The sequence below is a fragment of the Collinsella sp. AF14-35 genome (assembly GCF_003464565.1).
Lineage (GTDB): Bacteria > Actinomycetota > Coriobacteriia > Coriobacteriales > Coriobacteriaceae > Collinsella.
Window position 1 is genome coordinate 1 of sequence record NZ_QRZD01000020.1, and the last position, 25,192, is coordinate 25,192.

The window sequence follows — 25,192 nt, forward strand, 5'->3', positions numbered from 1 at the left end:
TTACTATTTAACCAAATATCAATTCTTTGGTTAACCATATTTACGCATTTCAATTAACGAAACAGATTAAACATGTACTGTTTGAGTTGGCACTTGGGAAATCTCTCGCTGGGCAATCCGTTGCTACGGCTGAGGCCTCTTCGTCGAACCGACACCCCCGGCGAGCAACTTATGCCCGCCGGGCGCCTTGTTAAAAGAAGTGAAAGAAAGCAAAAGAAGTTAAAACTTGCAAAAGAAATTAAAGCGGGGGTGAGGGGCGTTTTTAGCTGTTTTGGGCCGCCGCGGCCAGCGGGGGCGGGTCGCGGCGGCCCAAACATCCTTGACGAGGGTGCCGGTGAAGTTACAGCAGCTCGCCGTGGCGGGCAATGTAGCGGCGCTTTGCCAGCTGGGTGAGCGCGATGTAGGCGGAGACGATGCCGATGAGCAGCGCGAAGAAGCTCGTCGGCAGCGGCATGAGGCCCAGTGCATCGGCGATGGGGCTTGCCGGCAGCCAGGTGACGAGCGCCAGGCCCAGTACGGTGAGAACGCACAGCGCCGGCGCGGCGTGGTCTCGCAGGCTCGGCAGGCGCGGGGAGCGCAGCATGTGGATCACGAGCGTCTGTGACCACATGGACTCGACAAACCAGCCGCTCTGGAAGAGCGCCGTAAAGGCCGTCATGCTTGTGACGTCGCCCGCGGCGGCAAGCTCGGACCAGCTTGCGCCCACGGCGGCGGGGCACACCACAAAGAAGAGCGCAGCAAAGGTTGCGATGTCAAACAGCGAGCTCACGGGGCCCAGCTCGAGCATAAAGCCCTTGATGGACGCAGCGTCCCAGGCGCGCGGGCAGGCGGTCCAGGCATCGTCGACGGTGTCCCATGGCAGCGCGATGCACACGATCTCGTAGACCAGCGACAGCAGCACCAGCTGCAGGGCGCTCATGGGCAAAAACGGCAAGAACAGGCTCGCGACGGTCACGGACAGCACGTTGCCAAAGTTGGAGCTCACTGTGGTCTTGAGGTACTTAAGCAAGTTGCCGTAGGTGCGGCGGCCTTCGATGATGCCGCGCTCGAGCACGCCCAGGTCCTTCTGAAGCAAGATGATATCGGCGGATTCCTTGGCAATGTCGACGGCCGAATCGACCGAGATGCCGCAATCGCTCGCACGCATGGCGGCGGCGTCGTTGATGCCGTCGCCCATAAAGCCCACGGTGTGGCCGAGCAACTCGCGCATGACGCGCACCAGGCGCGCCTTCTGCAGCGGCGAGAGCTTGGCGAAGAGGTGGGTGTTCTCGGCGCGCTCGGCAAGCTCGGCGTCGTCGAGCGCATCGATCTCGGAGCCCAGCAAGACGTTGCTTGCGTCGATGCCGATCTGCTCGCAGACGGTGGCGGCGACACGGTCATTGTCGCCGGTCAGGACCTTAACGGCGACGCCCTTGGCCTCGAGGGTGGCGACGGCGCCCGCGGCACTTGCTTTGGGCGGATCGAGGAAGGCCAAAAAGCCCATCAGCACCATGTCGCACTCGTCGGCGATGCCAAACTCGCCCACGCAGCGCGGATCGGTCTTCTGCGCCACAGCAATCACGCGCAGGCCCTCGGCGTTAAGCCCAGCGACCTGCTTGCGAATCTGGGCGAGCTTCTCGTCGGTGAGCGGCTGAGCGATGCCATCGACCTCGACAAAGGAGCAGATCTCGAGCATTTCCTCTGCAGCTCCCTTGGTGACCATCTGGGTTTTGCCTTGGACGTCGGCGACAACTACGCTCAGGCGACGGCGCGAGAAATCGAAGGGCACTTCGTCGACCTTGGTATAGCGGTCGCGCAGGCTCTGGCCCAGCATGGAATCGGGTGCTGCGGCCGAGGGCGTCACATCGGAGCGGTCGATGACGGCCAGGTCGATAAGGTTCTTGAGGCCGGTCTGGAAGAAGCTGTTCAAAAACGCATGGCGCAGCACGCGTGCGTCTTCGTTGCCGTCGGTGTTGAGGTAGCGCTCGAGCACGATGCGGTCTTCGGTGAGGGTGCCGGTCTTGTCGCAGCACAGGACGTCCATCGCGCCCAGGTTTTGGATTGCTGGCAGCTCCTTGACGATAACCTGGCGACGGGCGAGGTCCTTGGCGCCCTGCGACAGGCTCGTGGTCACGATGACGGGAAGCATCTGCGGCGTGATGCCCACGGCCACGCTCGTGGCGAACAACAGCGCATCGATGACGTTGCCCTTGGTGGCGGCGTTGATGGCAAAGACGGCCGGCGCCATAACGAGCATGAGGCGTACGAGCAACATGGAGACGCTCGAGACGCCGCGGTCAAACGCGCTCTTCTCGCCGCGCCCGTTGAGCATCTTGGCGATGCCGCCCAGGTAAGTGTCCGAGCCGGTGGCTACGACAAGTGCCATAGCGGTGCCGTTTTGCACGGAGGTGCCGGTAAAGACGATGTTTTTGCAGGCAGAGGGCGGCAGTGCGGAGTCGTCGGCGCCCTCGACGACGGTGATGGCAGCGGTCTTCTCGACAGCCTCACTCTCGCCGGTGAGTGCGGACTCGATCACAAACAGGTCGCGCGCGGTGATGATGCGGGCATCGGCCGGCACCATGTCGCCGGCAGAGAGGCGGATCACATCACCGGGGACGAGCTCGTCGAAGGGAATCTCGATGCGCTCGCCGCCGCGCAGGGCACAGCAGGTGTTGGAGACCAGGTCCTTGAGGGCCTCGGCCGCATTGCCGCTGCGGGCCTCCTGGATAAACTTCATGCCGCCCGATACCAGCAGCATGATGCCGATAACGATGACCGTGGAGGGGTCGCGCTGGGGCTCGGGCACGGCGAGCACGTCGATGTAGAGCGAGACCAGTGCGAGGGCGGCGAGGATGCCAGCGAAGGGATCGACGAACGCGTCGGCGATGCGGCGGGCGAGCGTCTTGGTCGGCGCTTCGATGGTGTTGGGGCCGACGGCGCTCAGGCGCTCGGCGTCGCGCTCGGCGGTGAGGCCGTTTGCCGTGGCGTCAAGCAGTACGAGAGTGTCCTCAGCACAATGGGTGGCGGCGAATATGGTGTTCTTGGGCAGGCCGGCGTGGGCGGCAGGGCGCGCCGTGCGGCGGCGCTTGGAGATAGCTTCGAGTACCGTAGCGGTTTTGAGCATCAGCATAGGGTCCTCCTTGTTGAAGGGAGTTAGCGTACGTGTCGTATTTGCTTCAAAAAACCTAGATGTCGCTCACGTCAAGCTCGCGAACCGCCACAAAGGGGACAGGCACCTTTGTGGCGGTTTTGACGATCGGTTCGTGACGCTTATGCGAATACGGAATCCTCGCGGCGTGCCGAGGGCGACATGCAGGTTTTTCGACTATGACTGCCTTCCATGGCACACCTCCTTATGGACGGGCGCAGCGCGCTTTGGGTATCTCGTACCCGTTTTAATCCGCTCGTATTCTTGATGAGGGGGTTTGTCGTGTCAACCCCTTTGTTTGGAAAACCATTGCCCCTGACAAAGCCTTTACAGAATGCCGAGGCCCCAAAGCGCGCCCGCAACGCGCCCTGCCTGCGCTAAACTGGAAGGCACGTACGCGATTACGAGAGGAGCCCGCATGGAGGCTTACAAGCAAGAGTTCATCAAGTTCATGGTCGAGTCCGACGTTCTTAAGTTCGGTAGCTTTACGCTCAAGAGTGGCCGTCAGTCCCCGTTCTTTATGAACGCTGGCGCTTACGTGACGGGCTATCAGCTCAAGAAGCTGGGCGAGTATTACGCCCAGGCCATCCACGATAACTTTGGCGACGACTTCGATGTGCTGTTTGGACCGGCCTACAAGGGTATTCCGCTGGCCGTCGTGACCGCAATTGCCTACCACGAGCTGTACGGCAAGGAGGTCAAGTACTGCTGCGACCGCAAGGAGGCCAAGGACCACGGCGCCGATAAGGGCAACCTGCTGGGCTATGAGCCCCAGGACGGCGACCGCGTGGTCATGGTCGAGGACGTCACCACCAGCGGTAAGTCCATCGACGAGACCTATCCCAAGGTTAAGGCTGCTGCCGATGTCGAGATCAAGGGCCTCATCGTGTCCCTCAACCGCATGGAGGTCGGCAAGGGTGGCGTGACCACCGCGCAGAAGGAGATCGAGGCCAAGTACGGTTTCCCCGTCGCGAGCATCGTTTCCATGGCCGAGGTCGTCGAGACTCTCTACAACCACGAGATCGACGGCAAGGTCGTCATCGATGACGAACTCAAGACCGCCATCGACGCCTACTACGAGCAGTACGGCGTCCGTTAGTTACGCGGTTTTACCAAACCGCGTAACGGCTCGACGCTGCGCGCCGCCCAGGGCGACAATTTGTCATTCAAAAGGCGAGGCATGACCAGAAGGTCAATGCCTCGCCTTTTTCATGCCAACTTGTTCGCCCTGGACGTCGCTCGCTGTCCGTCCTCTACATGCGGCGTTGTCTTGCTCCGGATGCGGTGGTCATTGGGGACGTTCTTAAATGACTGCTCGAGATGAGCGTCCAAAAAACCGCGCTCGTTCGATTGGCGCATGTCTACGCAGCGTAGGTTGTCGAGCCTGGCCTTCAAATGGATACTGACTGTCGAACCGGTTCACTCCATTTCTTCAATTTGATTGGACAGCCCATGAACCAGACACGGCAAACCAATGCCTCCCATACTTTTTTGGCAGCGCATGCCATCAAGCAGCTGCGCGAAGAGCGCGGCCTCACCCAGCGCGCCCTGGCGGAAAGCCTTGGCGTGACCGATAAAGCCGTCAGCAAGTGGGAATCCGGCCGCGGCCTTCCCGACATTTCCCTCGTTGAGCCTTTGGCCCAGAGACTCGGCATAAGCGTGGCTGAGCTTTTGGCTGGTGACATTCGGGCCAACGCCAACCGTGCAGGCAATATGCTCAAAGGCGTCTTTTACGTTTGCCCTATCTGCGGAAACGTTGTGCACGCGCTCGGAGAAGGCAGCTTTAGCTGCTGTGGCTCCACGATGTTTCCCCAGGAGGCCGAAGAGCCGGACGCGGACCACGCCTTTTCCATCGAGCGCATCGAGGACGATTGGTACGTCACGCTCGATCATCCCATGACCAAGGATCACTACATTAGCTTTGTGGCATATGCGACTATGGACGGCATCTGCTTTAAGAAGCTCTATCCAGAGCAATCGGTGCAGCCGCGCTTCCATATTACCGGGCGCGGCAGGATATATCTTTACTGCAACCAACACGGACTCTTTACGTCGCTGACGCCTCGCAAATAACGGCTGTCTATCCGCCCTCCTCACGCGTTCCCGGGGGACCCAAAATGAGCGTGGATAATCTCCCGGTTTTGGCCTGTGTGCGGGCTCAAAGTGGGAGATTATCCACGCTCGTTATCTGAGTGTCCAAAAATCCACGCTCGTCGCTACTTGAGCCCGGGGAGGCGAGTGTAGGGAAACGAGCGCTCTAAGAACTCGGAGCAGCGGGCGTAATCTTTGGCAAAGTAGCTGCTATAGAGCGAATCGAGTACGTATTGCACGGCGATATGGCTGGCGAACTGCGTGATGCGGTGCGTCATGCTCTCGTGGTCGCTCACGGTGAGATAGGCGGCAAAGCCGGGGTGAATGCGGGCACAGTATGGTGTGCCGATAACGATAACCGGGACATGCCGACTGCAGAGGATCGGCAAGATCTCCTTGAGGTTGGGGGCAAGGCCGCTGTAGGAGATAACGATTGCCACATGGTCGGGGCCCGAGGCGAGCGCCGTACGCACCTGGGCTTCGGCATTGTCGTGGCACGTCGCACTTTTACCGTCGGAGAGTAGGCGATCGCGGAACATTCCTGCTGGATAGAGGTTGTGCGAGCCCGTGAAAATATCGACCTGTCGGGCGTTCGCGATGAGCTTGGCGGCGTAGTCGAGCTGTGCGGGGTCGAGCAGCTCCTGCGTCTCGGCCAGCGTAGTCTGGTAGAGTCCTTCCATACGCTCCATGACCTGCGCGGGGGTGGACGTAGCATCGAATGGAAAGTCGATGTCCACGTCGCGACGGTTTCCCGCCTCAGTTGTCAAGCGAATAAGCTCGACCTTGAGATCCTTGAAGCCCTCGAGGCCGAGCTTTTTGCAAAAACGGTGCACGCTCGCAACGGAAACGTTGGTGCGCGCGGCAAATTCCTTAATAGAAAGCCCGCGGATGTCCTCGCCGATGGCAAGGGCCGCAATGCCGGGTTGTTGCTCGGTGGAGGTGAGGCCCTGCGCCTCGGTAATCTTGCGTTTGATATCCATGCGAACTCCCACACTTGCCAAACCTGGCAAAAAGGAACGGGTTTATTTTGGCACGTTTCGGTCGGTATCAGGAAGTGTCAGGGACGGGGCGGCGGCGGTCCGTGGGCGCGAAAAGAAGTGTCGGGTTTGGCGCGCCCGCTTCTGCCCGTTCCGTGCGCAGACGATACTCGGCTTATCGAGGGTTAATCGACAATATGAGAACCACTGGGGAAAAGGTTTTGGGAAGGGCTTGAAAGGGCTTGCGATTCGAGCCCTCGCCTTAGTATTTTGGCCATTTGGCACTATAATCACCATAGGCATGCGCATAACGTTGCGCTGAATCAAGAGGAGAAAACGTATGGGTCTGTTTGACATGTTCAAGAAGAAGGCTGAGCCCGCGGCTGCCGCTGCTCCGGCCTCCATCTCTGCTTCTGCCGGCGCCGACGTGCTGTGCTCGCCCGTCAAGGGCAAGGTCATCAAGATGGCCGACGTGCCCGATCCCGTCTTTGGTGGCGAGGTTCTGGGCAAGGGCTGCGCCGTGTGGCCCGAGGACGATCTGGTCTACGCTCCCTGCGACGGCAAGGTGACCGTCACCATGGGTCACGCCGTGGGCCTGCAGTCCGATAGCGGCATCGAGGTTCTGGTGCACGTTGGCGTCGATACCGTCAACATGAACGGCGACGGCTTCGAGGGCTTCGTCAAGGCCGACGATGTCGTTAAGGCTGGCCAGCCCATGCTCAAGATCGACCGCGCCAAGATCGCCGCTGCCGGCTACAAGGACTGCGTCGTCGTGGCTGTGTCCAACACCGCCGAGTTCGCCGACGTCGAGCTCGCCGTCGAGGCTGACTCCGCTGTCTCCGCTGGCGATGCCATCGTCAAGGTCGTCCGCAAGTAGTCTGCGGCAACATAAGGGTGTTTTGGGGTGGTCGGGTTATCCGGCCGCCTTTTTTTATTGCAATGCGGCGGAACGTTTTATTGCGCGTTGGGCGGACCGGTAAACCGTTCGGACGTTAAATCGAGCCGGCTGCGCCTTTGCTTTGCCGGGGGTGTTCGTTATCGGCTAGTATGGCCTTATTGTTACGACGCGCACCGCGTCGGGAAGCGCGGTGCCGCTTGTTGGGAGGAATGTCATGAAGAAGAAGCTGCTGCTTGCGCCCCTGATGGCTGTTCTGGTCGCGTGCGTGGTTGTGCTTTCCGGCTGCGGAGGTCCTTCGGTTGAGGAGCTCATCACCGAGGATCTTACGACGCAGTTTGACGAGGTCAAGAACGGCGGCGACGACTTCCTCGCCGGCCTGGAAGAGGCCTCGGGCGACGAGTTCGAGCAGCTGGGCATCGATCCCAAGGAGTACGCCAAGAGCTATCTCGAGGGTTTTGACTACAAGATCGGCGATGTGACGGTCGACGAGGACAAGGGCACCGCGACTGCCGATGTCACCATTACCTGCAAGTCCATGAACAAGATCGTTGAAGATTTCGCCACCCAGTATCAGGAGAAGATCGCGGCGCTCGATACGATGCCTTCCGAGGACGACCTGTACAAGATGGCCGGCCAGGTCATGGTCGACGTGACCAAGGCCGCTAAGACCAAGGACACCAAGGTTACCTTCAAGTACACCGCCAATGACGATGGCGAGTGGTATGCTGACGATTCCGCAACCACCGAGATGATGAATGCAATGATGAACTAGGGGAGTTACGCGGTAGTTCGTTGCGGCGTTTTACCAAACGCCGCAACTGCTCGACGCTGCAAACGCCCCTAAGCGGCAATCTGACGTTCAATTTCAAGGGCGCGACCAGAAGGTCAGCGCCCTTTCATTTCACGTCACCTTGCTCGCTTAGGGGCGTTTTCGCTGTCCGTCCTCTACCTGCGACGTTGCCATTGTTTGACCAGTCGTTTAAGAACGTCCCCAACGACTACTTTCCGCGCAACGGCATTGCGGCGGCTGGGTTGGGCAGCGCTGGCGTTACTCGCCCAGGATCAGCGCCGCGAGCTCTTCCTGCGTGTCAACCACGTAGTCGGCACCGGCTGCTTCGAGCTCTGCGCGGCCTCGGAAGCCCCAGCTGACGCCCGCACTCTTAAGGCCGGCGTTGTGGCCGGTCAGGATATCGACATTGGAATCGCCCACATAGAGCGTGGTTGCCGGATCGGCACCCAGCTCTTTCATCACATGCAGCGTAACAGGCGCCTCGGGCTTGGGAGGAAACGCATCGACGCGGCCCTGCGCCAGCGCAAAGCGCTCGGAACCAAAGTATTTCTCGATAAGCGGAACCGCCGAGACGTGGTCCTTGTTAGTGAGTACGGCAAGCTGCACGCCCGCGGCGCGCAGGCGGTCGAGCATCTCGATCGTGCCGGCGTAGGGGGCGGTGTGGTCTTCCTTGTGCTCGCCGTAATAAGCCCTAAACTCGGCAAGCGTCTGCTCAAACATACGGCCGTCGCCCGCATACTCGGCGGGCATAAAGCGCTCGACCAGCTTGAGCATGCCGTTTCCCACCTTGTAGCGGTACTCGTCTACGGCAAACGTGGGCCAGCCGTGCATCTCGCAGGTATGGTTGCCGGCGGCCGCCAGGTCCTCGAGCGTGTTGAGAATGGTGCCGTCCAGGTCAAAGATCACATGGGAAAAAGCTGCTGCCATGGGTGCTCCTGCCGCTTGAGTTGTAAAACGCACCCCATGATACTGGGCATGCGTGCCGGGCATGTTTGGAATCTGAATATCTTTAATAGCCCTGAGCCTTTGTCGTTAGCAAATCCTCGGCAGCTGCTCTCCTACGAGCATGTCGAGGATGCGGGTCGAGCCCCAGCCGGTGCGCACACGCACGGCGGGATGGGCGCCCTCGGCAAGTGGCAGCACGCGACCGATGATGGCGGCATTCTCGCCGTAGCGGGCGGCGCGCATGGCGGTTAGCGCGGCATCGGCTTGCTCGGCCGGTACCACGGCGACCATCTTGCCCTCGTTTGCCACCTGCAGCACATCGTAGCCGAGCATCTCGCAGGCGGCCTGCACGTCGGGACGCACGGGCACGGCATCCTCGTCGACCTCCATGGCAACACCGCTGGCCTGGGCAAACTCGTTGAGCGTGGACGCCAGGCCACCGCGCGTGGGGTCGCGAAAGCAACGCGTGCCGGGCGCTGCGGACAGCACGTCGGCAATCAGGTGGTTGAGCGGCGCGGCGTCGCTTTCGATGGTGCTCGAAAAGGCCAGACCCTCGCGTTGGCTCATGATGGCGATACCGTGGTCGCCGAGTGTACCCGACACCAGGATGACATCGCCGGGCTGGCAGTTGGCCCCGCTGAGCGCCACGCCCGCGGGCACTTCTCCCACGCCGGCGGTATTGATGTAGACACCGTCGGCCCCGCCGCGCTCGACCACTTTGGTGTCGCCGGTGATGATCGCCACGCCCGCCTCGCGCGCCGTCTCGGCCATCGTCTGCACAATCTGGCGGAGCTTATCCATGGGATAGCCCTCTTCGAGGATAAAACCGCACGACAGGTAGCGCACGTTGGCGCCCGAGGTCGCGACGTCGTTGACGGTTCCGCATACGGCGAGGCGGCCGATGTTGCCACCGGGGAAGAACTGCGGCGTTACCACAAAGCTGTCGGTCGACATGGCGATGCGCCCGCTCGCGGGCAGCGCGGCGACGCCGGCATCGTTGCCCTCGAGCAGCTCGGGCGACCCAAAGGCATCCAAAAAGACCTCATCGATGATGCGTTTCATCATCTGACCGCCAGAGCCGTGGCCCAACAGGACGGTGCTATCGGTGATGCTATGGGACATATCCAAAACTCCAATCGAGGACGGAATTGATAAAAATCGGACATGGCAGAATCGATGTTAGGTAAAAGCCAGCGAGCGCCATTCAGACGGAGTGAGTTGCCTTGAAAGAGGAGGCTGCTGGGCTTTTGCCCGCAGCCGACGATTGAAAGGCAAATCGCTCGCCTGAATGGCGCGCAGCGTCGACCGGTCCGCCGTTCGTTAGAACGGCGGAACCTAATAGTCGCGGTAGCGGTAGTACGCCGCGCAGCTGCCCTCGGAGCTCACCATGCACGGTCCGACGGGATGCTCGGGCGTGCAGGCGCGGCCAAAGAGCGGGCAGCTGCTCGGCGTAATGGCCCCGCGCAGCACGTCGCCGCAGCGGCACCCATGCGGCTCGACCGTCGGTTCAATGGGCACGTCAAAGCGGGCGCCGGCATCAAAACGCGCGAACTCGGGTCGGATGGAAAGACCCGAGTTGGCAATCGGTCCCAGTCCGCGCCACGTGGTGTCGCACGGCTCAAATACCTGCTCGACCAGCTGGCGCGCTACGGGATTGCCGTCTGCATTGACGCCACGCCGGTAGGCGTTGTCGATTGCGGGCCTGTGCTCGACAACCATCTGGACTAGCATGCAGATGCCCTGCAAGATATCGACCGGCTCAAATCCCGTGACTACGCCGGGGGTCTCGAACTCATCGACCAAAAACCCGAAGGGTGCCAGGCCTGTGATGGTAGCGACGTGACCAGGCAGGATAAAGCCGTCGATGGTCGTCTCGGGGTCGTTGGAGATCGCACGCAGAGCCGGCGGCGTAGTCTTGTGAGCACAGTAGACCGAGAAGTTCTGGAGCCCGCGCGCGTCGGCCTCCAGGATAGCGGCGGCAATGGTGGGCGTTGTGGTCTCAAAGCCGACGCCCATAAAGATGACCGGGCGTTCGGGATTTTGCTCGGCAATGTCGAGTGCGTCGAGCGGAGAGTAGACGATGCGGATGCCGCGCCCCACCGCCTTTTGCGCGGCAAGCGAGGTGGACGATCCGGGCACGCGCATCATGTCGCCAAAGGTGGTGATGATGGCGCCGTCCATGTTGGAAAGCGCGATTGCGTGATCGATGTCGCGGTTGGCGGTGACGCAAACGGGGCACCCCGGGCCGCTCAGCAGCTTGAGCCCCGTCGGCATAATGGAGCGAAAGCCATAGCGGCCAATGCTCACGGTATGCGTACCGCAGACTTCCATAAGGTTGATGCTGCGGTTGCCGACAAGCTCATGAATACGATCGATGAGCTCGCGGGCCAGCTTAGGGTCGCGAAATGCCGAAAAGTCGATACCGGAGCGAACCGGCTGCGCCGCCACCACTAGTATGCCTCGGCCGGGTTGGTGGCGAGCTGGTCCTCCTCGGCCAGCTCGATCATGGTATTGACGAGCTCGAGTGTCTCTTGGGCCTCCTGCTCGTCGACAATCTGAATGCCAAAGCCGGCGTGCACGAGAATATAGTCGCCTACCTGTGCCGTCGGCACGAGGCGCAGCGAAACGGGGCGCTCGATGCCCATCATGTCGACGGTCGCCTTAAGGTCGTCGTCGCGTTTGACCACTTTACCGGGAACGGCAAGGCACATAATGTTCCCCTTTTATACGTTTTGCGCTGGATAGGCGCCTAATTACCCATCAGTTGATGGTAGCGCTCGCGGGAGTCACGAGCAAACGCGTTACACCTGTGAGACGGCGGCGCGCAGGCTGGCAAAACAGCCTATCGCGATGCTGCCTGCGCGAGGCGAGCGCGAGCGCTGGCGGCCTGACCGTAGGCGATGCAGCCGTCGTTGACGGGCACGGCGTGGGGGACCAAGACGGCAAGACCGGCGTCTTTGAGTTCGTGGGTGAGGAGCCAAAGCAAAAGTCGGTTCATGAACACGCCGCCCGAGAGCGCGACGGTGCCGATGTTCTCGCGGGTGCAGATTTCGCTGGCGATGCGTGCCGTGGAGCGCGCAACGGAGACATGGAAGTCGAGTGCGAGCCTGTCGGCGGGCGCTTCGGCCTCAATTCCCTCCAAAAGTGCCTCAAAGAGTGCTTTCTGGTCCAACCACGATGGGTCAGATGTGAAATAGCCTGCGTTGTCGTCGGGAAAATGGGCGATTTCGCCGTCCAGTGCACGCCAGGCGGCGGCTTCGAGCTCGATGGCGGGTTCGCCCTCGTAGGTTGCCTGGCCACAAATGCCCAAAATCGCGGCTGCGGCATCAAACAGGCGACCCATGCTGCTGGTGCGCGGGCTGTTGATGCCGCGCTCGATCATCGTTGCCGTTATGCTGCGCGTTTGCTCGTCAAGGCTGTTCAAGAGCCCCACGGCTCCCGGGTGCTCGAGCAGGTCGAGCTCGCTGAGTAGGGCAAAGGCGTTGCGGCGGGCATCGTGTACGGATGCGGCGCCACCGGGAAGCGCCCAGGTGCGCAGATGCGCGACGCGCTCAAAATCGGCGAGACGGGCGATAAGAAACTCACCGCCCCATATGGTGCCATCGGTGCCGGCGCCCGTGCCATCGAAGGCGATGCCGAGGACGCGTGCATCGGGCGCAAGCCGGCCTGCGGCAATCGCCTCTGCCATCACGCTCGCGATGTGCGCATGATGGTGCTGGACTTCGATAAGCGGCAGATTGTGCTCCCGTGCCTGCTCGCGCGCCCATTGGCTCGACAGATAGCTGGGATGCATATCGCATGCCAGGGCGACAGGTGCCAGGTCAAAGAGATCTTCCAGGCGCGAGCGCGCGGCGCTCCAGGCATCGAAGGTCGCGCCGTTTTCGACATCGCCGATATGCTGCGACACAAAACAGACCACATGGCCGTCGGCGTCCTCGCGTGTGAGTGCGACCGTGGCTTTTTGCTGCGGCCCGCAGGCGAGCACGCAGGGCGTGGTGCCGTTGAGCGCCGGCAACGACAGCGGCTGCGGCGCATATCCGCGTGCGCGACGCACGGGCATGACGTCGCCGTCGACTACGCGTACCACGGAGTCGTCGTAGCGCGACAGAATTGCGCGGTCGTTGCCGAGCAGCGCGTCGGCGATGCCGGCGGCAACGAGATGTTCCCATGCAAGGGCATCGTCGGTCTCGATGGGCTCTTCGCTCAGGTTTCCGCTGGTCATGACGATTGCGTGCATACCGTGCGCTGCAGCCGCGGCGAGCAGCAAATGTTGAAGTGGGGTGTAGGGGAGCATGACGCCGAGCTCGGGCAAGTCGTGCGCGACGGATGGTGCGAGCTCAGGGGCGTCGGGGAAGCCGTAGGCGTCGTTGCCGGCCACGCGGCGACGCAGCAGCACGATGGGACGAACGCTGCCGGCCAGCAGGTCGCGCTCAACGCCATCGATGCGACACAGGCGCTCGGCGTCGGCAAGGCCGCGTACCATAACGGCAAGCGGCTTGTTGCTGCGACGCTTGCGACGGCGCAACTCGCACACCGCCTGTTCGTTTGTGGCATTGCAGGCCAGGTGGAATCCGCCCAGACCCTTGATGGCGACGATGCCGCCGCCTGCCAGCAGCTCGACGCAGCGTTCGATGATGGCGTCGCTGGTCTCGCGCGTGGAGCCGACGGCTGGCGTCGCGTCGACACCCGCTGGTGTAACGCCGCGATCGGCCTCACGCCACGTAATATGCGGTCCGCAATCAAAGCAGGCATCGGGTTGCGCGTGAAAGCGTCGATCGAGTGGGTCGGCATACTCTGCGGCGCAGGTGGGGCACATGGGAAAGCGATCCATCGAGGTGGCCGCTCGGTCATAGGGCAGCGAGCGGATGATGGTGAAGCGCGGTCCGCAGTTGGTGCAGTTGATAAAGGGATAATGAAAGCGTCGGTCGGCGGGGTCGAACAGCTCGCACAGACAGTCATCGCACGTGGCGATGTCGGGCGAGATGAGCGTCGTGTGGGCAGTTTGATCCTGCGACGCCACAATGCGAAAGCCCTGCTCGTTGGCGGCGTCCCAGTCGCCGGGTGCTAGGCCTACAACCTCGACACGCTCCACGCGAGACGCCGCAGGCGCATGCTCGGAAAGCGCGTCGACAAATTCGTCGAGTGCTTTGCCAAGGGCGTGCGCCTCGATATGCACGCCATCGCCCGCGTTGAGCACCCAGCCGCAAATGCCGTGCGCCATGGCCTCGCGATACACAAACGGTCGCATGCCGACGCCCTGCACAATGCCCGTTACATGGATATGCGCATGTCGCATGCGGCCCTCCTTCGTTGAAATGTGTGCTGTTACAGCCCCAAGCTCTGCTCGGTGGCGGCGCAGGTGAGCTCGCCGTGTTTAACGCCGCGCAGGCCCAGCAGGCGGTCAGCCAGCTCGTAGACGCGCTCGCCGCGACCCTTAAGCGCCAGAATCTCCAAGCAGTTGTGGTGATCCAGATGCACGTGCATGGTCGATACGATCTCGTCGGTGTAGTCGTGCTGCACCTCGTCCAGGCGGCGCGTCAGGTCGCCGGTGTGATGGTCGTAAATCATGGTGAGCGACCCGATGACCTGCTCGTCGGGTGTTCGCATCTGCTCCTTGGCAATGGAGGCGCGAATCAGGTCGCGCACTGCCTCGGAGCGGTTGGCCACGTCGCCGCGGCGCGCGATCTGCTCGTCAAAGCGGCGCAGCAGGTCGTCGGGCGCGGTGACTGAAAAACGGACCAGCTCTGAGGCGGAGCCGCTGCAACGGCAGCCCATGTCGCCGGTCGGCCCGTGCGGATGCTCGTGCTCGTGATCGCAGGCGTGCTCGTGCTCGGCCACGCTACACCAGCTTTACGGAGCCAACGGAGTTATGGTCGGCCTCGATGGCTTCCTCGTAGCCCTCGAGTGCGTCGTGCGCCTCGTGGAGTGCCGCCATGGCGGCCTCGAGCTTGGCGCCAATGCGTTCCATGTCAAAGTTCTCGGTCGCATGCAGCAGCTGATGGCTCCACTCGTGGGCGAGCTCGATCGTGTCGTCGACCTGCTTGACGCTCATGGCAAGCTGGCTCATGTTCATTCCGACGTCATGCATGGAAAGTCTCCTTTTGTACGGGTTTAATCAGTGGTTCAGATTCTACTACGCCCGCTTTGCGCATCGCCGCATAAGAAAACGGGTGCGAGTCCGTCTGACCCGCACCCGTTCACTGGGGGCTGTTTGCGATTACCATACTATCCGTGGTCGCGGTCGCAGCGCCCGGCTCTCCGGTGAGCGGCGCAAAACCGCTCATGGACGGCAGCACATGACCGGCGTATTACAGGTGCTTCTCAAGCAGCGCCTGCAGTCTGGCCTTGGGCAGCGCGCCAACGGAGCGGTCAATTTCCTCGCCGTTCTTAAAGACAACCAGCGTGGGGATGCTCATAACGCCAAACTTCATGGCCAGGTCCTGATTGTCGTCGACGTTGCACTTGGCAACGGCAAGCTTGCCGGCCAGCTCGTCGGCTACTTCGTCCACGATGGGCGAGAGCGATCGGCAGGGCCCGCACCACGGTGCCCAAAAATCAACCAGTACGGGAAGGTTGCCGCTAACGACGGAATCGAAGTTCTCGGGGGTAATCTGCTTAATGTCAGCCATGGTGACCTCCATAATGCGACGCGGCTCGGCCGCGTAAAACTCAGTACGACCGTGCTTATACCCAACGGCCCGCAATGCAACCACTCGCAGGCGGCTCTTTTATATAATGGTGGGCACGCAAACGATTGGAGAGCGCATGTCCACGTCACAAAGCCAGAAAAAAGAAGCTATCGCACAGGCCACCGAGCAGGAGCTCGCGTCGCTTGCGGCGCGTGGCGTGCGTGTCGCGGGCAATGCATGCTCGCCGATTGTGCTGGTCAAAGGCGATTTAGATGAGGCCGAGCGTTTGGGCGGCGAGCTTGCCGCCGGCGCGGATGGCGCCGCACTGCGCAAGGCACTCGGGGCCATCGGTTATGCGCCTGAGGATTTCTGCGTGCTGGCAAGCGTTGCCGGCGCGGACGACGGGACGGCCGCGGTGGGTGAGACCCTGCCGTGCGAGTTGTTCCGCGAGGCGCTCGAGACCCTGGACCCCGAGGCGGTGCTGCTGCTGGACAACAGCGCTGCCGATGTTATGCGTGAAACCTATGCCGATATGCTCGTGGCAATTGATGACTTTGACACCGCCATGCTCAAGCCAGGTCTGGTCGCCCATGTGCAGGGACGCCGCGTGCTGGCGCTCGACGGTTTTGAGGCGGCGCTCACTGACAAAGCCGCCAAGCAGCGTATGTGGGCATACATCAAACAGCTGACCCCGGCAGCCGCGCCGCTGTAGCGAGCCCGCGTCGACAAACGACCCCGAGCGGGCGAGCCGCGCCCGCGGAACGCAAATCCGTCGCGCCCGTGCCCTTACATCACAGCGCGCAGCTCAAACCGATCGCCGTTAATGCGGAACTGGCAGTTGCCGTTCATGCGTTCCACGGCGAACTTGATGCTCTTGGTGCCAAAGCCGTGGCCCGAATGCTGGGTCACGGGTATGCCGTCGACCATGCGTGGCGGCCGTCCAAAGATGCCTCCTGCGCTATCGAGAGCTCGACTATCCTTAACTTGTCAGTTCGAAAATGGGCCTGCCGCATGATTGAATCTTTATTTCAACTTTACACCTAGGTTTACAGCTGTCTTGTCAGCTGTAAACCTAGGTGTCATACTAAAGCCCCAAGATTTGCCAAAAGAGAGGGGCCTTGATGGCACAGAGCGCGAACATGGATGCATCGGAGCTTGCACGCGACATTGCGGCCGGCCTGGCATCGGCAACGACGGCAACGGAGCGCGCAGCACTGGTGCCCGCAGAGCTCGTCGAGGCCATTCAGCAACTAAAAACCCAACGTGACGCGGTGATCCTGGCGCACTACTATGTGGCGCCCGAGGTTCAAGCCGTTGCCGATTACGTCGGCGACAGCTTTTACCTGGCAAAGCTCGCCAAAAGCCTGCCGCAGCAGACCATCGTGCTGTGCGGCGTGGAGTTTATGGGCGAGAGCGCCAAGCTGCTCAACCCCACCAAGACCGTGCTGCTGCCCGAGCCGGGTGCGGACTGCCCCATGGCGCACATGGTCAAGCGCGAGACGGTCGATGCGGCGCGCGCCGAGTACGGCGACGACTTGGCTGTCGTCTGCTACGTCAACTCGACGGTCGAGATCAAGAGCTGGAGTGATGTGTGCGTCACCAGCTCCAACGCCGTCAAGATCGTGTCCGAGCTGCCGCAGCAGCACGTCCTGTTCATTCCCGATCAAAACCTGGGCCGCTTCGTAGCCGAGCAGGTGCCGCAAAAGCACGTCATTCTCAACAACGGCTACTGCCCGCGTCATCACATCATCACCGTCGAGCAGATTGTCGACGCGCAGGAGGCGCATCCCGACGCGCTCGTGCTGGCGCACCCCGAGTGCAAGGCCGACGTCCTTGCCGAGGCCGACTACATCGGCTCCACCGCTGGCATCATCAAGTATGCCGAGGAGTCGGACGCCAACGAGTTCATTATCGTGACGGTCCGCGGCGTGCTCTACGAGCTCGAGCGCCGCTGCCAGGGCACCGGCAAAAAGTTCTATTTCCCCGCGGTGCAGCCCACCTGCGTCAACATGGATCTCATCACGCTCGAAAAGCTCGTGCGCTGCCTGGAGACGGGTGAGAGCGAGGTGCAGATCGGCGTGTCGGACGAGGCCGCCGACCAGGCCAAGCTCACGCTCGACCGCATGCTCGAGTACGCGGCGCGCTAGAACAATGTGACATGAGGGGCGGTTCCCCAGTCACATCACAAGGGAGAGGATTCCTGTGGAAACCAAACAATACCCCGACATGGAGTGCGACGTTGTCATTGCCGGCTGCGGCGTGGCGGGCCTGTACGCGGCCCTCAATCTGCCGACGAGCACGCGCGTGGTCATGCTCTCCAAGGGCGCTGTCGACGAGTGCGACTCGATGCTCGCACAGGGCGGCATCTGCGTGCTGCCCGAAGGCTCAGACTACGATGTCTTCTTTGAGGACACCATGCACGCCGGTCATTACGAGAACCGCCGCGAGAGCGTCGACATCATGATTCGCTCGAGCCGCTCGGTCATCAACGACCTGCTAGCGATGGGCGTGGATTTTGAGCGCAAGGCGGATGGCAGCCTCGACTTTACCCGCGAGGGCGCACACAGCCGTCCGCGCATCGCCTTCCATGCCGACATTACGGGCAAGGAGATCACGACCAAGTTGCTCCAGGCCGTCCGCAAGCTGGACAACGTGCAGATTCTTGAGCACGTGGCCATGACCGACATCTTGACTGCCGGGCGTGACGGCGCCACGGTGTGCACCGGCGTCGTCGCCGTTGCCGTGGATGAGGGCGATTCGGTTCGTCCCGCCGACGAGCTGGCAAATGCCGATGAGGGCGTGCATGCCGGTAAGCCGTTTAAGATTCATGCTCGCCATACGCTGTGGGCGACGGGCGGCATCGGCGGCGTGTACGATCACTCCACCAACTACCCGCAGCTCACCGGCGACGCCTGCTACATCGCGCAGGAGCACGGCATTACGATGGAGCACCTGGACTACGTGCAGATTCACCCCACGGGTCTATTCTCGCCGCAGCCGGGCCGCACTTTCCTGATCAGCGAGAGCTGCCGCGGCGAGGGCGCGATTCTGCTCAACGCCACCGGCGAGCGCTTTACCGACGAACTGCAGCCGCGCGACGTGGTCGCCGCCGCTATTCGCGAGCAGATGAAGCAGGACGGCACCGAGCACGAGTGGCTGAGCTTTGCCCCCGTCGAGCGCGACGTGGTGACCGGGCACTTCGCCAACATCCGCGCGCGCTGCCTTGAGGACGGTCGCGACATCCTGGATGAGCCCATCCCCGTCACGCCCACGCAGCACTACTTTATGGGCGGCGTGTGGGTCGACAAGGACGGCCGCACCTCGATGCCCGAGCTCTACGCCGCCGGCGAGACGGCCTGCAACGGCGTTCACGGCAAGAATCGCCTAGCTTCCAACAGCTTGCTCGAATCCCTAGTCTGGGGTCGCCGCGCCGCGTGGCGTATGCGCACCGGCGAGTCGCTTGCCGTGGAGCAGGCGGGCGAGCCCGCGCTCGATGGCCGTCATCGCGCCCTGAGCGCCGACACCCTGGCAATCGATGATTTGGCCCGTGCCGCCGGTACGCAGGCCGTGGAGGAGTAGACCATGAATCCCATTACTATGAAACTCGTCGTCGATGATCTGATTCTGCAGGCTCTGCGCGAGGACATTACGTTTGAGGACGTGAGCACGGCGAGCGTGTGCCCCACGGCGCGCCCCGCCACGGTGGAGCTCATCGCCAAGGCCGACGGCATCATTGCCGGCCTGGATGTGTTCGCCCGCACCTTTGAGCTGCTGGATCCGCAGAGCTCCGTGTTGTTCGATGTCTCGGATGGCGACGAGGTGCACGCCGGCGACCACGTGGGCCAAGTGCGCGGCGACGCGCGCGTGCTGCTTTCGGGCGAGCGTGTGGCACTCAACTACCTGCAGCGCATGAGTGGTATCGCTACCTATACGCACCAGATGGCCGCGGTGCTCGAGGGTACCAAGACCGTGCTTGTCGACACGCGCAAGACCACGCCGGGCATGCGCGTCTTCGAGAAGGCTGCGGTCGAGATCGGCGGCGGCAGCAACCACCGTTACAACCTGTCGACGGCCGTCATGCTCAAGGACAACCACATCGACGCAGCCGGTGGCGTGACGCGTGCGATCGAGATGGCGCGCGCCCATGCATCGTTTACCACGACGGTCGAGATCGAGTGCGAGAACCTGGACATGGTACGCGAGGCCGTGGAGGCCGGCGCCGATATCATCATGCTCGACAACATGACCCACGACGACATGGCTGCTGCGATTGAGCTTATCGCCGGTCGCGCCAAGACCGAGTGCTCGGGCAACGTGGACGCCAACAATATCCGCGCGCTCGCCGACCTGGGCGTTGACTTTATTAGCTCGGGGGCGCTGACGCACTCTGCGCCGATCCTCGACCTCTCGCTTAAGCACCTGCGTCTGCTGGACGGTAAATAATGGACGCCCGCGAGCGTCGCCGTGCCATCATGGGCGTGCTCGAGGGAGCCAAGGAGCCCGTCTCGGGCAGCGCACTTGCCCGCGAGGTGGGTGTGAGCCGTCAGGTCGTGGTTCAGGATATTGCCCTGTTACGTGCCGATGGGCACGATGTCGTGGCGACCAACCGTGGTTATGTGCTGCAGGAGGCCCCCAGCAGCCCCGCCGTGCCCACACGCTTGGTCAAGGTTCGCCACAGCGTGGAGCAGGCAGGCGATGAGCTCACGAGTATCGTCGACGCCGGAGGCGCCGTGCTCAACGTGATCGTCAATCACCGCGTGTACGGTAAGATCACGGCCGACCTGGACATCCGCAATCGTCGCGATGTTGAGCGCTACCTGCACGATATCGAGAGCGGCAAGAGCTTTCCACTACTAACGGTGACGAGTGGCTACCACTTCCATCGCATTGCGGCGGAGGATGAGCAAACCCTCGACGAGATCGAGGCCATGCTCAAGGAAAAGGGCTACTTGGCAGACCTAATGCCCTACGAGGATGATCTTTCGTAGCCAACGCCATATCTATAAGTTGCGGTGAAATAGTTCCTAAAATGGGCATCGAAGCCATGAAACAGGAACTATTCCACCGCAACTGCCAAGAGCACGTCCCAAATTAGCTGCCCACACATGCAAAAGGAGGCCTCCGCGGCGATGCGGAGGCCTCCTTTTTGTTTGTGCACGGTGTACTTTTGAGTGTGCAGGTGGGGGAGTTGTTACTCCTCGACGATCTCGGTGATCGCGCCAGCGGGGCAAGCGTCCTGGCAAGCGCCACAGGCGACGCAGGAGTCCTCGTCAGCGACGGTAGCGACGTCCTGGAGCTCCAGAACGCCAGCGGGGCAGGAGTCGACGCAAACGCCACAAGCGATGCACTCGTCGGCATCAATTACGGGATGAGCCATGGTAGTTTCCTCTCTGTTGACCGACGCTACAGGCGATGCGCGTCGGTTTGATTCGGGCAAAAACATACCACGGGAGCGACCGTTTGCAATACCCTCTGGCCGGCATCTTCATACCGTTCGCCGAGTATGCCAAGGTTTACTAAAAAACGCGCAGGTGGGGCCGCTGAGCTGCGCAAATGTTAGCTAAAGGTGACTTGAAATATTGAGCTATTGAGCGCGCTTTGGAAAGCGCATCCCGGAACCGACGCTCAAAACGGGTCGCGCTTTCCTCGGGGGTGCCCCAAGATCGTTCCGTGTGGCTCCGGTCCAAACCTCAGCCATCTCTACATAGATCTCAATAGATCTGTCGAGAACTCAAACAGAGCATCTACCTGCGCATTTGAGAACCTAAACTCTCGGCAATAAGAAATCTTATATGAATTGACTTAGATTTTGTATATTCCGGCCCATAAGGGGATACACTACATCCTGAAAGACAAGCCGAAGCGCCGCGTGACAGACCGTCGAGGCGGCGCGAACGCAAAAGAGAGAGGGAATTTCTAATGGGCAAGATTCTTGGTATCGACCTTGGTACTACTAACTCCGCTATGGCCGTCCTCGAGGGCGGTTCTCCGACCATCATCGTGAACGCCGAGGGCGACCGCACCACCCCGTCCGTCGTGGGCTTCCGTGCCGACGGCGATCGCGTCGTGGGCAAGGCCGCTAAGAACCAGGCTGTCACCAACCCCAAGAACACCGTGTTCTCCATCAAGCGCTTTATGGGCCGCAAGTACTCCGAGTGCACCTCCGAGCTCAAGACCGTGCCGTATGAGGTCAAGGAGGGCCAGGGTGGCCGTGCCGTCGTCGACATCGAGGGCAAGGATTACACCGCCGAGCAGGTGAGCGCCATGGTGCTCGCAAAGATGAAGGCCGACGCCGAGAAATACCTGGGCGAGACCGTCACCGACGCCGTCATCACCGTCCCGGCCTACTTCAACGACGCGCAGCGCCAGGCCACCAAGGACGCCGGTAAGATCGCCGGCCTTAACGTCAAGCGTATCGTCAACGAGCCGACCGCTGCTGCTCTGGCCTATGGCCTGGACAAGCAGGGCTCCGACCAGCGCATCCTGGTCTTCGACCTGGGCGGCGGCACCTTCGACGTCTCCATCCTCGACCTCGCCGACGGCGTGTTTGAGGTTCTGTCCACCTCGGGCGACAACCACCTGGGCGGCGACGACTGGGATCAGCGCGTCATCGACTGGATGGCCGATAAGTTCCAGCAGGAGAACGGTGTCGACCTGCGTCAGGACCCCATGGCCCTGCAGCGTCTGAAGGAGGCCGCCGAGAACGCCAAGAAGGAGCTCTCCGCCGCCCAGCAGACCACCATCAACCTGCCGTTCATTACCATGAACCAGTCCGGTCCGCTGCACCTCAACTACACGCTGACCCGCGCCGAGTTCGAGAAGATCACCCGCGACCTGCTCGAGCGCTGCAAGCAGCCTGTAACCAATGCCCTGCGCGACGCCAAGCTTAAGCTCTCCGATCTGACCGAGGTCATCCTCGTCGGCGGCTCCACCCGTATGCCCGCCGTCCAGGAGCTCGTCAAGACCATGACCGGCAAGCAGCCCAACATGTCCGTGAACCCCGACGAGGTCGTTGCCGACGGCGCTGCCGTCCAGGGCGGCGTGCTCACCGGCGACGTCGAGGGCATCCTGCTGCTCGACGTTACCCCGCTGTCGCTGGGCGTCGAGACCATGGGCGGCATCATGACCAAGATGATCGACCGCAACACCACGATCCCGACCTCCAAGACCGAGGTCTACTCCACCGCTGCCGACAACCAGACCAGCGTCGAGATCAACGTGCTCCAGGGCGAGCGCGAGCTTGCCCGCGACAACAAGTCGCTCGGTAAGTTCCAGCTGACCGGCATCCCGGCTGCCCGCCGCGGCGTGCCGCAGATCGAGGTTACCTTCGACATCGACGCCAACGGCATCGTCAAGGTCTCCGCTAAGGACAAGGGCACCGGCAAGGAGCAGCAGATCACCATTTCCGGCTCCACTGCTCTGTCCGACGACGAAGTCGATCGTATGGTCAAGGACGCCGAGGCTCATGCCGAGGAGGACAAGAAGCAGAAGGAAGAGGTCGAGGTCCGCAACCAGACCGACAGCCTGTGCTATTCCACCGAGCAGACCCTCAACGAGCTGGGCGACAAGGTTTCCGCCGATGTGAAGTTCAAGGCCGAGGCCGCTATCGCCGACGCCAAGAAGGCGCTCGAGGGCTCTGACGTCGAGGCCATCAAGGCCGCCGGCGAGTCCCTGCAGTCTGTGGCCTACGAGCTGGCCCAGGTTGTCTACGCCGACGCTCAGCAGCAGACCGACGGTGCCGCCGGTGCCCAGCCTGCCGACGATGACGTTGTCGACGCCGACTACGAGGTTGTGGACGACGAGGACAAGTAATCATGTCCGCCCGTAAAGCTCGCACGGAGGCGGCTGCCGCTGGCGCCGCCCCCGTTGACTCTGAGGAGAAGGACGTGAAGATTCCCGTAGAGGCCGTCGACGATACTGAGGTCAACGAGGCCCCGGCCGCCGAGGCTGCCGAGAACCAGGTAGAGGATTCCAACAAGGAGGCGACGATGACCGAGGACGAGATGGTGGAAGCCGCTATCCGCGCCGGTGAGGAAGCCGCCGACAACGACTTTAAGCTCAAGTTCGAGCAGGCCCAAAAGGAGCTTGCCGACGTGCGCCGTGAGCTCGATGCTGCGGCAGAGGCTCAGAAGGCCGCCGAGGACAAGGCGAAGGACGCTACCGAGCGCACCGCCCGTCTGCAGGCCGACTGGGAGAACTTCCGTCGCCGCACTGCCAACGAGCGCATCGCCGAGCGCGAGCGCGCGACCGAGAAGCTTGTCACCGCGCTGTTGCCGGTGATCGACGATATCGAGCGCGCGATCGACCATGCCCGCAGCCAGGAGCTCGCCGACGACTTTAAGCAGTTCGTCGACGGCGTTGACGCGGTGCATGCCAAGCTGCTCGATGTGTTTGCTCACGAGGGCGTTGAGCCCATCGACCCCAAGGGCGAGGCGTTCGATCCGCTCGAGCACCAGGCCGTGGGGCGTGTCGAGGACGCATCGCAGTACGACGAGACCGTCAACGACGTGTACCAGAAGGGCTACCGCATGGCGGACCGCATCCTGCGTTCCGCGATGGTGACGGTGACCTACGGTGGCGAGAAGCGCCCCGCACCGGAGCCCGAAGCGGCGCCCGAGGATGCCGCGGCCGATACGGCCGAGAGCACCGAGGAGTAATTGAGAAGGGCCCCGGGGCAACACCCGGGGCCCTTTCTGGCCAAGTGCCATATGACAGTATGAGCCGCCGTCCGCAGGGGCGGCGGATGTAACAGGAGAGGAGCTACGATGGCTGCAGGCAAAACCTTCTATGACATCCTGGGCGTATCCAAGAGCGCCTCCGACAAAGAGATCAAGAGCGCGTTTCGCAAGCTCGCGCAAAAATATCACCCCGATGCCGGCGGCGACGAGGCCAAGTTTAAGGAGATCAGCGAGGCCTACGAGACGCTTTCGGACGAGAAGAAGCGCAAAGAGTACGACCAGATGCTCATGTTTGGCGGCATGCCGGGCGCGGGCGGCGCGTATGGCGGCGGCTACGGTGCCGGCGCGGGCGCCAGCGGCTGGGGCGATATCTTCGACAGCATCTTTAGCGGCAACGGCGCCTGGGGCAGCGATTGGGGCTCGGGCTTTGCCGGGGCTGCAGGCAATGCCGGTGCCGGCGCGGGTCGCAGTCGCGCTCGCAAGGGCGGCGACCTGTCGTTGACCGTCGATGTGACGGCCGAGGACGCGTTTCGTGGCGTGACGCACAAGGTCACCTACCGCATTCCCTCGACGGGCGAACAGCAGACCATTACGGTCTCGGTGCCCGCGGGCGCGGTCGACGGCGGCAAGCTGCGCTACAAACGTCGCGGCGAGTATGGCGTTGCCGGTGGCGAGCGCGGCGACCTGGTCGTGACCACACATGTGGAGGAGCACCCGCTGTTTAAGCGCAAAGGCGCCGACGTGACCATGGAGGTACCGGTCTCGGTCTACGAGGCGGCGCTCGGCTGCACGGTGGACGTGCCCACGCCCGGCGGTGCGACGGTTCGTTTGAAAGTGCCTGCGGGCACCCAGACGGGCAAGAAGTTCCGCTTTAAGGAGATGGGTGCGCCCGACGTCAAGCACCGTGGCCGCACAGGCGCGCTGCTCGTCGAGATTAAGGTGCAGGTTCCCACGAACCTGTCCGATGACGAGCGCGATGCCATGACCAAGCTGCGCGAGGCCGACACGCGCGACTATCGCGAGAAGGTCAACCGTTACAAGGCGACGTACTAGGGCG

The 25,192-nt window shown here is 62.1% G+C and carries 24 protein-coding genes; 12 read left to right on the forward strand and 12 right to left on the reverse strand.

Going from position 1 to position 25,192, the window contains the following annotated elements; genetic code table 11:
* Positions 1 to 340 precede the first annotated feature (340 nt).
* Entirely contained in the window at positions 341 to 3,109 is a 2,769-nt protein-coding gene (mgtA, locus tag DWW12_RS07180) for a magnesium-translocating P-type ATPase (protein ID WP_117855597.1), read from the reverse strand.
* Between the two features lie 436 nt (positions 3,110 to 3,545).
* Here mgtA and pyrE point away from each other — a divergent pair, with 436 nt between their 5' ends.
* Positions 3,546 to 4,226 carry an orotate phosphoribosyltransferase gene (pyrE, locus tag DWW12_RS07185; RefSeq protein WP_117640525.1) on the forward strand — a complete coding sequence of 227 codons (681 nt, stop codon included), beginning with the start codon at positions 3,546 to 3,548 and terminating at the stop codon, positions 4,224 to 4,226.
* Between the two features lie 353 nt (positions 4,227 to 4,579).
* The gene (locus DWW12_RS07190; RefSeq protein ID WP_055250846.1) at positions 4,580 to 5,200 is read left to right on the forward strand and encodes a helix-turn-helix domain-containing protein; all 621 of its coding nucleotides are present in this window, start codon (positions 4,580 to 4,582) and stop codon (positions 5,198 to 5,200) included.
* Between the two features lie 143 nt (positions 5,201 to 5,343).
* On the opposite strand, the gene DWW12_RS07195 is transcribed toward DWW12_RS07190, so the two are convergent.
* Positions 5,344 to 6,198, reverse strand: a complete 855-nt coding sequence (locus tag DWW12_RS07195; protein WP_117855598.1) for a MurR/RpiR family transcriptional regulator — start codon at positions 6,196 to 6,198, stop codon at positions 5,344 to 5,346.
* A 337-nt stretch (positions 6,199 to 6,535) separates the two neighbouring features.
* Here DWW12_RS07195 and DWW12_RS07200 point away from each other — a divergent pair, with 337 nt between their 5' ends.
* Both DWW12_RS07200 and DWW12_RS07205 read left to right on the forward strand, forming a co-directional pair.
* Positions 6,536 to 7,072, forward strand: coding sequence for a PTS glucose transporter subunit IIA (locus DWW12_RS07200; protein WP_117629667.1), 537 nt, complete (start codon positions 6,536 to 6,538; stop codon positions 7,070 to 7,072).
* 235 nt (positions 7,073 to 7,307) lie between these two features.
* Positions 7,308 to 7,865 (forward strand): hypothetical protein, encoded by a 558-nt coding sequence (locus DWW12_RS07205; RefSeq protein ID WP_117629668.1) that lies wholly within the window; start codon positions 7,308 to 7,310, stop codon positions 7,863 to 7,865.
* Between the two features lie 276 nt (positions 7,866 to 8,141).
* On the opposite strand, the gene DWW12_RS07210 is transcribed toward DWW12_RS07205, so the two are convergent.
* From DWW12_RS07210 to trxA, 8 genes are all read right to left on the reverse strand, one after another.
* On the reverse strand, positions 8,142 to 8,810 hold the full coding sequence (locus tag DWW12_RS07210) for an HAD family hydrolase (RefSeq protein ID WP_117640721.1): 669 nt from the start codon (positions 8,808 to 8,810) through the stop codon (positions 8,142 to 8,144).
* Between the two features lie 105 nt (positions 8,811 to 8,915).
* Entirely contained in the window at positions 8,916 to 9,950 is a 1,035-nt protein-coding gene (gene hypE / locus DWW12_RS07215; RefSeq protein WP_117640722.1) for a hydrogenase expression/formation protein HypE, read from the reverse strand.
* 213 nt (positions 9,951 to 10,163) lie between these two features.
* Positions 10,164 to 11,279 carry a hydrogenase formation protein HypD gene (gene hypD / locus DWW12_RS07220; protein ID WP_233524959.1) on the reverse strand — a complete coding sequence of 372 codons (1,116 nt, stop codon included), beginning with the start codon at positions 11,277 to 11,279 and terminating at the stop codon, positions 10,164 to 10,166.
* Positions 11,279 to 11,539, reverse strand: a complete 261-nt coding sequence (locus tag DWW12_RS07225) for a HypC/HybG/HupF family hydrogenase formation chaperone (RefSeq protein ID WP_117640723.1) — start codon at positions 11,537 to 11,539, stop codon at positions 11,279 to 11,281. The genes hypD and DWW12_RS07225 overlap by 1 nt, the downstream gene beginning before the upstream one ends.
* 131 nt (positions 11,540 to 11,670) lie before the next feature.
* Complete coding sequence (gene hypF / locus DWW12_RS07230; protein ID WP_117855599.1) at positions 11,671 to 14,124, reverse strand: carbamoyltransferase HypF; 2,454 nt, start codon at positions 14,122 to 14,124, stop codon at positions 11,671 to 11,673.
* Positions 14,125 to 14,153: 29 nt separating this feature from the next.
* Positions 14,154 to 14,666 carry a nickel-responsive transcriptional regulator NikR gene (nikR, locus tag DWW12_RS07235; protein WP_233503204.1) on the reverse strand — a complete coding sequence of 171 codons (513 nt, stop codon included), beginning with the start codon at positions 14,664 to 14,666 and terminating at the stop codon, positions 14,154 to 14,156.
* 1 nt (position 14,667) lies between these two features.
* On the reverse strand, positions 14,668 to 14,916 hold the full coding sequence (locus DWW12_RS07240; protein WP_006235225.1) for a hypothetical protein: 249 nt from the start codon (positions 14,914 to 14,916) through the stop codon (positions 14,668 to 14,670).
* A 220-nt stretch (positions 14,917 to 15,136) separates the two neighbouring features.
* Complete coding sequence (trxA, locus tag DWW12_RS07245) at positions 15,137 to 15,457, reverse strand: thioredoxin (RefSeq protein ID WP_117855610.1); 321 nt, start codon at positions 15,455 to 15,457, stop codon at positions 15,137 to 15,139.
* Positions 15,458 to 15,593: 136 nt separating this feature from the next.
* On the opposite strand from trxA, the gene DWW12_RS07250 reads away from it, so the two are divergent.
* On the forward strand, positions 15,594 to 16,169 hold the full coding sequence (locus tag DWW12_RS07250) for a hypothetical protein (RefSeq protein ID WP_117855611.1): 576 nt from the start codon (positions 15,594 to 15,596) through the stop codon (positions 16,167 to 16,169).
* A 74-nt stretch (positions 16,170 to 16,243) separates the two neighbouring features.
* Here the strand turns inward: DWW12_RS07250 and DWW12_RS07255 are convergent, their stop codons facing one another.
* Positions 16,244 to 16,384: a GHKL domain-containing protein gene (locus DWW12_RS07255; RefSeq protein WP_117855600.1), complete on the reverse strand. Its 141-nt coding sequence runs from the start codon at positions 16,382 to 16,384 to the stop codon at positions 16,244 to 16,246.
* 194 nt (positions 16,385 to 16,578) lie between these two features.
* Between DWW12_RS07255 and nadA the strand changes: the two genes are divergently transcribed.
* The 4 genes from nadA to DWW12_RS07275 are packed head-to-tail and all read left to right on the forward strand — an operon-like array spanning position 16,579 to position 20,445.
* Entirely contained in the window at positions 16,579 to 17,604 is a 1,026-nt protein-coding gene (gene nadA, locus DWW12_RS07260) for a quinolinate synthase NadA (RefSeq protein WP_117855601.1), read from the forward strand.
* Between the two features lie 55 nt (positions 17,605 to 17,659).
* Positions 17,660 to 19,036 carry an L-aspartate oxidase gene (locus tag DWW12_RS07265; protein WP_233544258.1) on the forward strand — a complete coding sequence of 459 codons (1,377 nt, stop codon included), beginning with the start codon at positions 17,660 to 17,662 and terminating at the stop codon, positions 19,034 to 19,036.
* Between the two features lie 3 nt (positions 19,037 to 19,039).
* Positions 19,040 to 19,900 carry a carboxylating nicotinate-nucleotide diphosphorylase gene (gene nadC / locus DWW12_RS07270; protein ID WP_117855603.1) on the forward strand — a complete coding sequence of 287 codons (861 nt, stop codon included), beginning with the start codon at positions 19,040 to 19,042 and terminating at the stop codon, positions 19,898 to 19,900.
* On the forward strand, positions 19,900 to 20,445 hold the full coding sequence (locus DWW12_RS07275) for a transcription repressor NadR (protein WP_117855604.1): 546 nt from the start codon (positions 19,900 to 19,902) through the stop codon (positions 20,443 to 20,445). The genes nadC and DWW12_RS07275 overlap by 1 nt, the downstream gene beginning before the upstream one ends.
* A 203-nt stretch (positions 20,446 to 20,648) precedes the next feature.
* Here the strand turns inward: DWW12_RS07275 and DWW12_RS07280 are convergent, their stop codons facing one another.
* Positions 20,649 to 20,834 (reverse strand): DUF362 domain-containing protein, encoded by a 186-nt coding sequence (locus tag DWW12_RS07280; protein ID WP_006235216.1) that lies wholly within the window; start codon positions 20,832 to 20,834, stop codon positions 20,649 to 20,651.
* A gap of 542 nt (positions 20,835 to 21,376) precedes the next feature.
* On the opposite strand from DWW12_RS07280, the gene dnaK reads away from it, so the two are divergent.
* The 3 genes from dnaK to DWW12_RS07295 all read left to right on the forward strand — a co-directional run bounded on the left by dnaK (position 21,377) and on the right by DWW12_RS07295 (position 25,188).
* Positions 21,377 to 23,269, forward strand: coding sequence for a molecular chaperone DnaK (dnaK, locus tag DWW12_RS07285; protein WP_117855605.1), 1,893 nt, complete (start codon positions 21,377 to 21,379; stop codon positions 23,267 to 23,269).
* A gap of 2 nt (positions 23,270 to 23,271) precedes the next feature.
* Complete coding sequence (locus DWW12_RS07290) at positions 23,272 to 24,114, forward strand: nucleotide exchange factor GrpE (RefSeq protein ID WP_117855606.1); 843 nt, start codon at positions 23,272 to 23,274, stop codon at positions 24,112 to 24,114.
* A gap of 108 nt (positions 24,115 to 24,222) precedes the next feature.
* The gene (locus DWW12_RS07295) at positions 24,223 to 25,188 is read left to right on the forward strand and encodes a DnaJ C-terminal domain-containing protein (protein WP_117855607.1); all 966 of its coding nucleotides are present in this window, start codon (positions 24,223 to 24,225) and stop codon (positions 25,186 to 25,188) included.
* Positions 25,189 to 25,192 lie beyond the last annotated feature (4 nt).

Bases quoted from the DNA above. Each gene is read 5' to 3' on its own strand.
- DWW12_RS07240 (WP_006235225.1), bottom strand. From the start codon at position 14,916: ATGCATGACGTCGGAATGAACATGAGCCAGCTTGCCATGAGCGTCAAG.
- DWW12_RS07290 (WP_117855606.1), top strand. From the start codon at position 23,272: ATGTCCGCCCGTAAAGCTCGCACGGAGGCGGCTGCCGCTGGCGCCGCC.
- nadA (WP_117855601.1), top strand. From the start codon at position 16,579: ATGGCACAGAGCGCGAACATGGATGCATCGGAGCTTGCACGCGACATT.
- dnaK (WP_117855605.1), top strand. From the start codon at position 21,377: ATGGGCAAGATTCTTGGTATCGACCTTGGTACTACTAACTCCGCTATG.
- DWW12_RS07200 (WP_117629667.1), top strand. From the start codon at position 6,536: ATGGGTCTGTTTGACATGTTCAAGAAGAAGGCTGAGCCCGCGGCTGCC.
- DWW12_RS07255 (WP_117855600.1), bottom strand. From the start codon at position 16,384: ATGGTCGACGGCATACCCGTGACCCAGCATTCGGGCCACGGCTTTGGC.
- DWW12_RS07250 (WP_117855611.1), top strand. From the start codon at position 15,594: ATGTCCACGTCACAAAGCCAGAAAAAAGAAGCTATCGCACAGGCCACC.
- pyrE (WP_117640525.1), top strand. From the start codon at position 3,546: ATGGAGGCTTACAAGCAAGAGTTCATCAAGTTCATGGTCGAGTCCGAC.
- DWW12_RS07225 (WP_117640723.1), bottom strand. From the start codon at position 11,539: ATGTGCCTTGCCGTTCCCGGTAAAGTGGTCAAACGCGACGACGACCTT.
- hypF (WP_117855599.1), bottom strand. From the start codon at position 14,124: ATGCGACATGCGCATATCCATGTAACGGGCATTGTGCAGGGCGTCGGC.
- hypE (WP_117640722.1), bottom strand. From the start codon at position 9,950: ATGTCCCATAGCATCACCGATAGCACCGTCCTGTTGGGCCACGGCTCT.
- DWW12_RS07195 (WP_117855598.1), bottom strand. From the start codon at position 6,198: ATGGATATCAAACGCAAGATTACCGAGGCGCAGGGCCTCACCTCCACC.
- DWW12_RS07205 (WP_117629668.1), top strand. From the start codon at position 7,308: ATGAAGAAGAAGCTGCTGCTTGCGCCCCTGATGGCTGTTCTGGTCGCG.
- DWW12_RS07295 (WP_117855607.1), top strand. From the start codon at position 24,223: ATGGCTGCAGGCAAAACCTTCTATGACATCCTGGGCGTATCCAAGAGC.
- DWW12_RS07280 (WP_006235216.1), bottom strand. From the start codon at position 20,834: ATGGCTCATCCCGTAATTGATGCCGACGAGTGCATCGCTTGTGGCGTT.
- nadC (WP_117855603.1), top strand. From the start codon at position 19,040: ATGAATCCCATTACTATGAAACTCGTCGTCGATGATCTGATTCTGCAG.
- mgtA (WP_117855597.1), bottom strand. From the start codon at position 3,109: ATGCTGATGCTCAAAACCGCTACGGTACTCGAAGCTATCTCCAAGCGC.
- trxA (WP_117855610.1), bottom strand. From the start codon at position 15,457: ATGGCTGACATTAAGCAGATTACCCCCGAGAACTTCGATTCCGTCGTT.
- DWW12_RS07210 (WP_117640721.1), bottom strand. From the start codon at position 8,810: ATGGCAGCAGCTTTTTCCCATGTGATCTTTGACCTGGACGGCACCATT.
- DWW12_RS07190 (WP_055250846.1), top strand. From the start codon at position 4,580: ATGAACCAGACACGGCAAACCAATGCCTCCCATACTTTTTTGGCAGCG.
- DWW12_RS07275 (WP_117855604.1), top strand. From the start codon at position 19,900: ATGGACGCCCGCGAGCGTCGCCGTGCCATCATGGGCGTGCTCGAGGGA.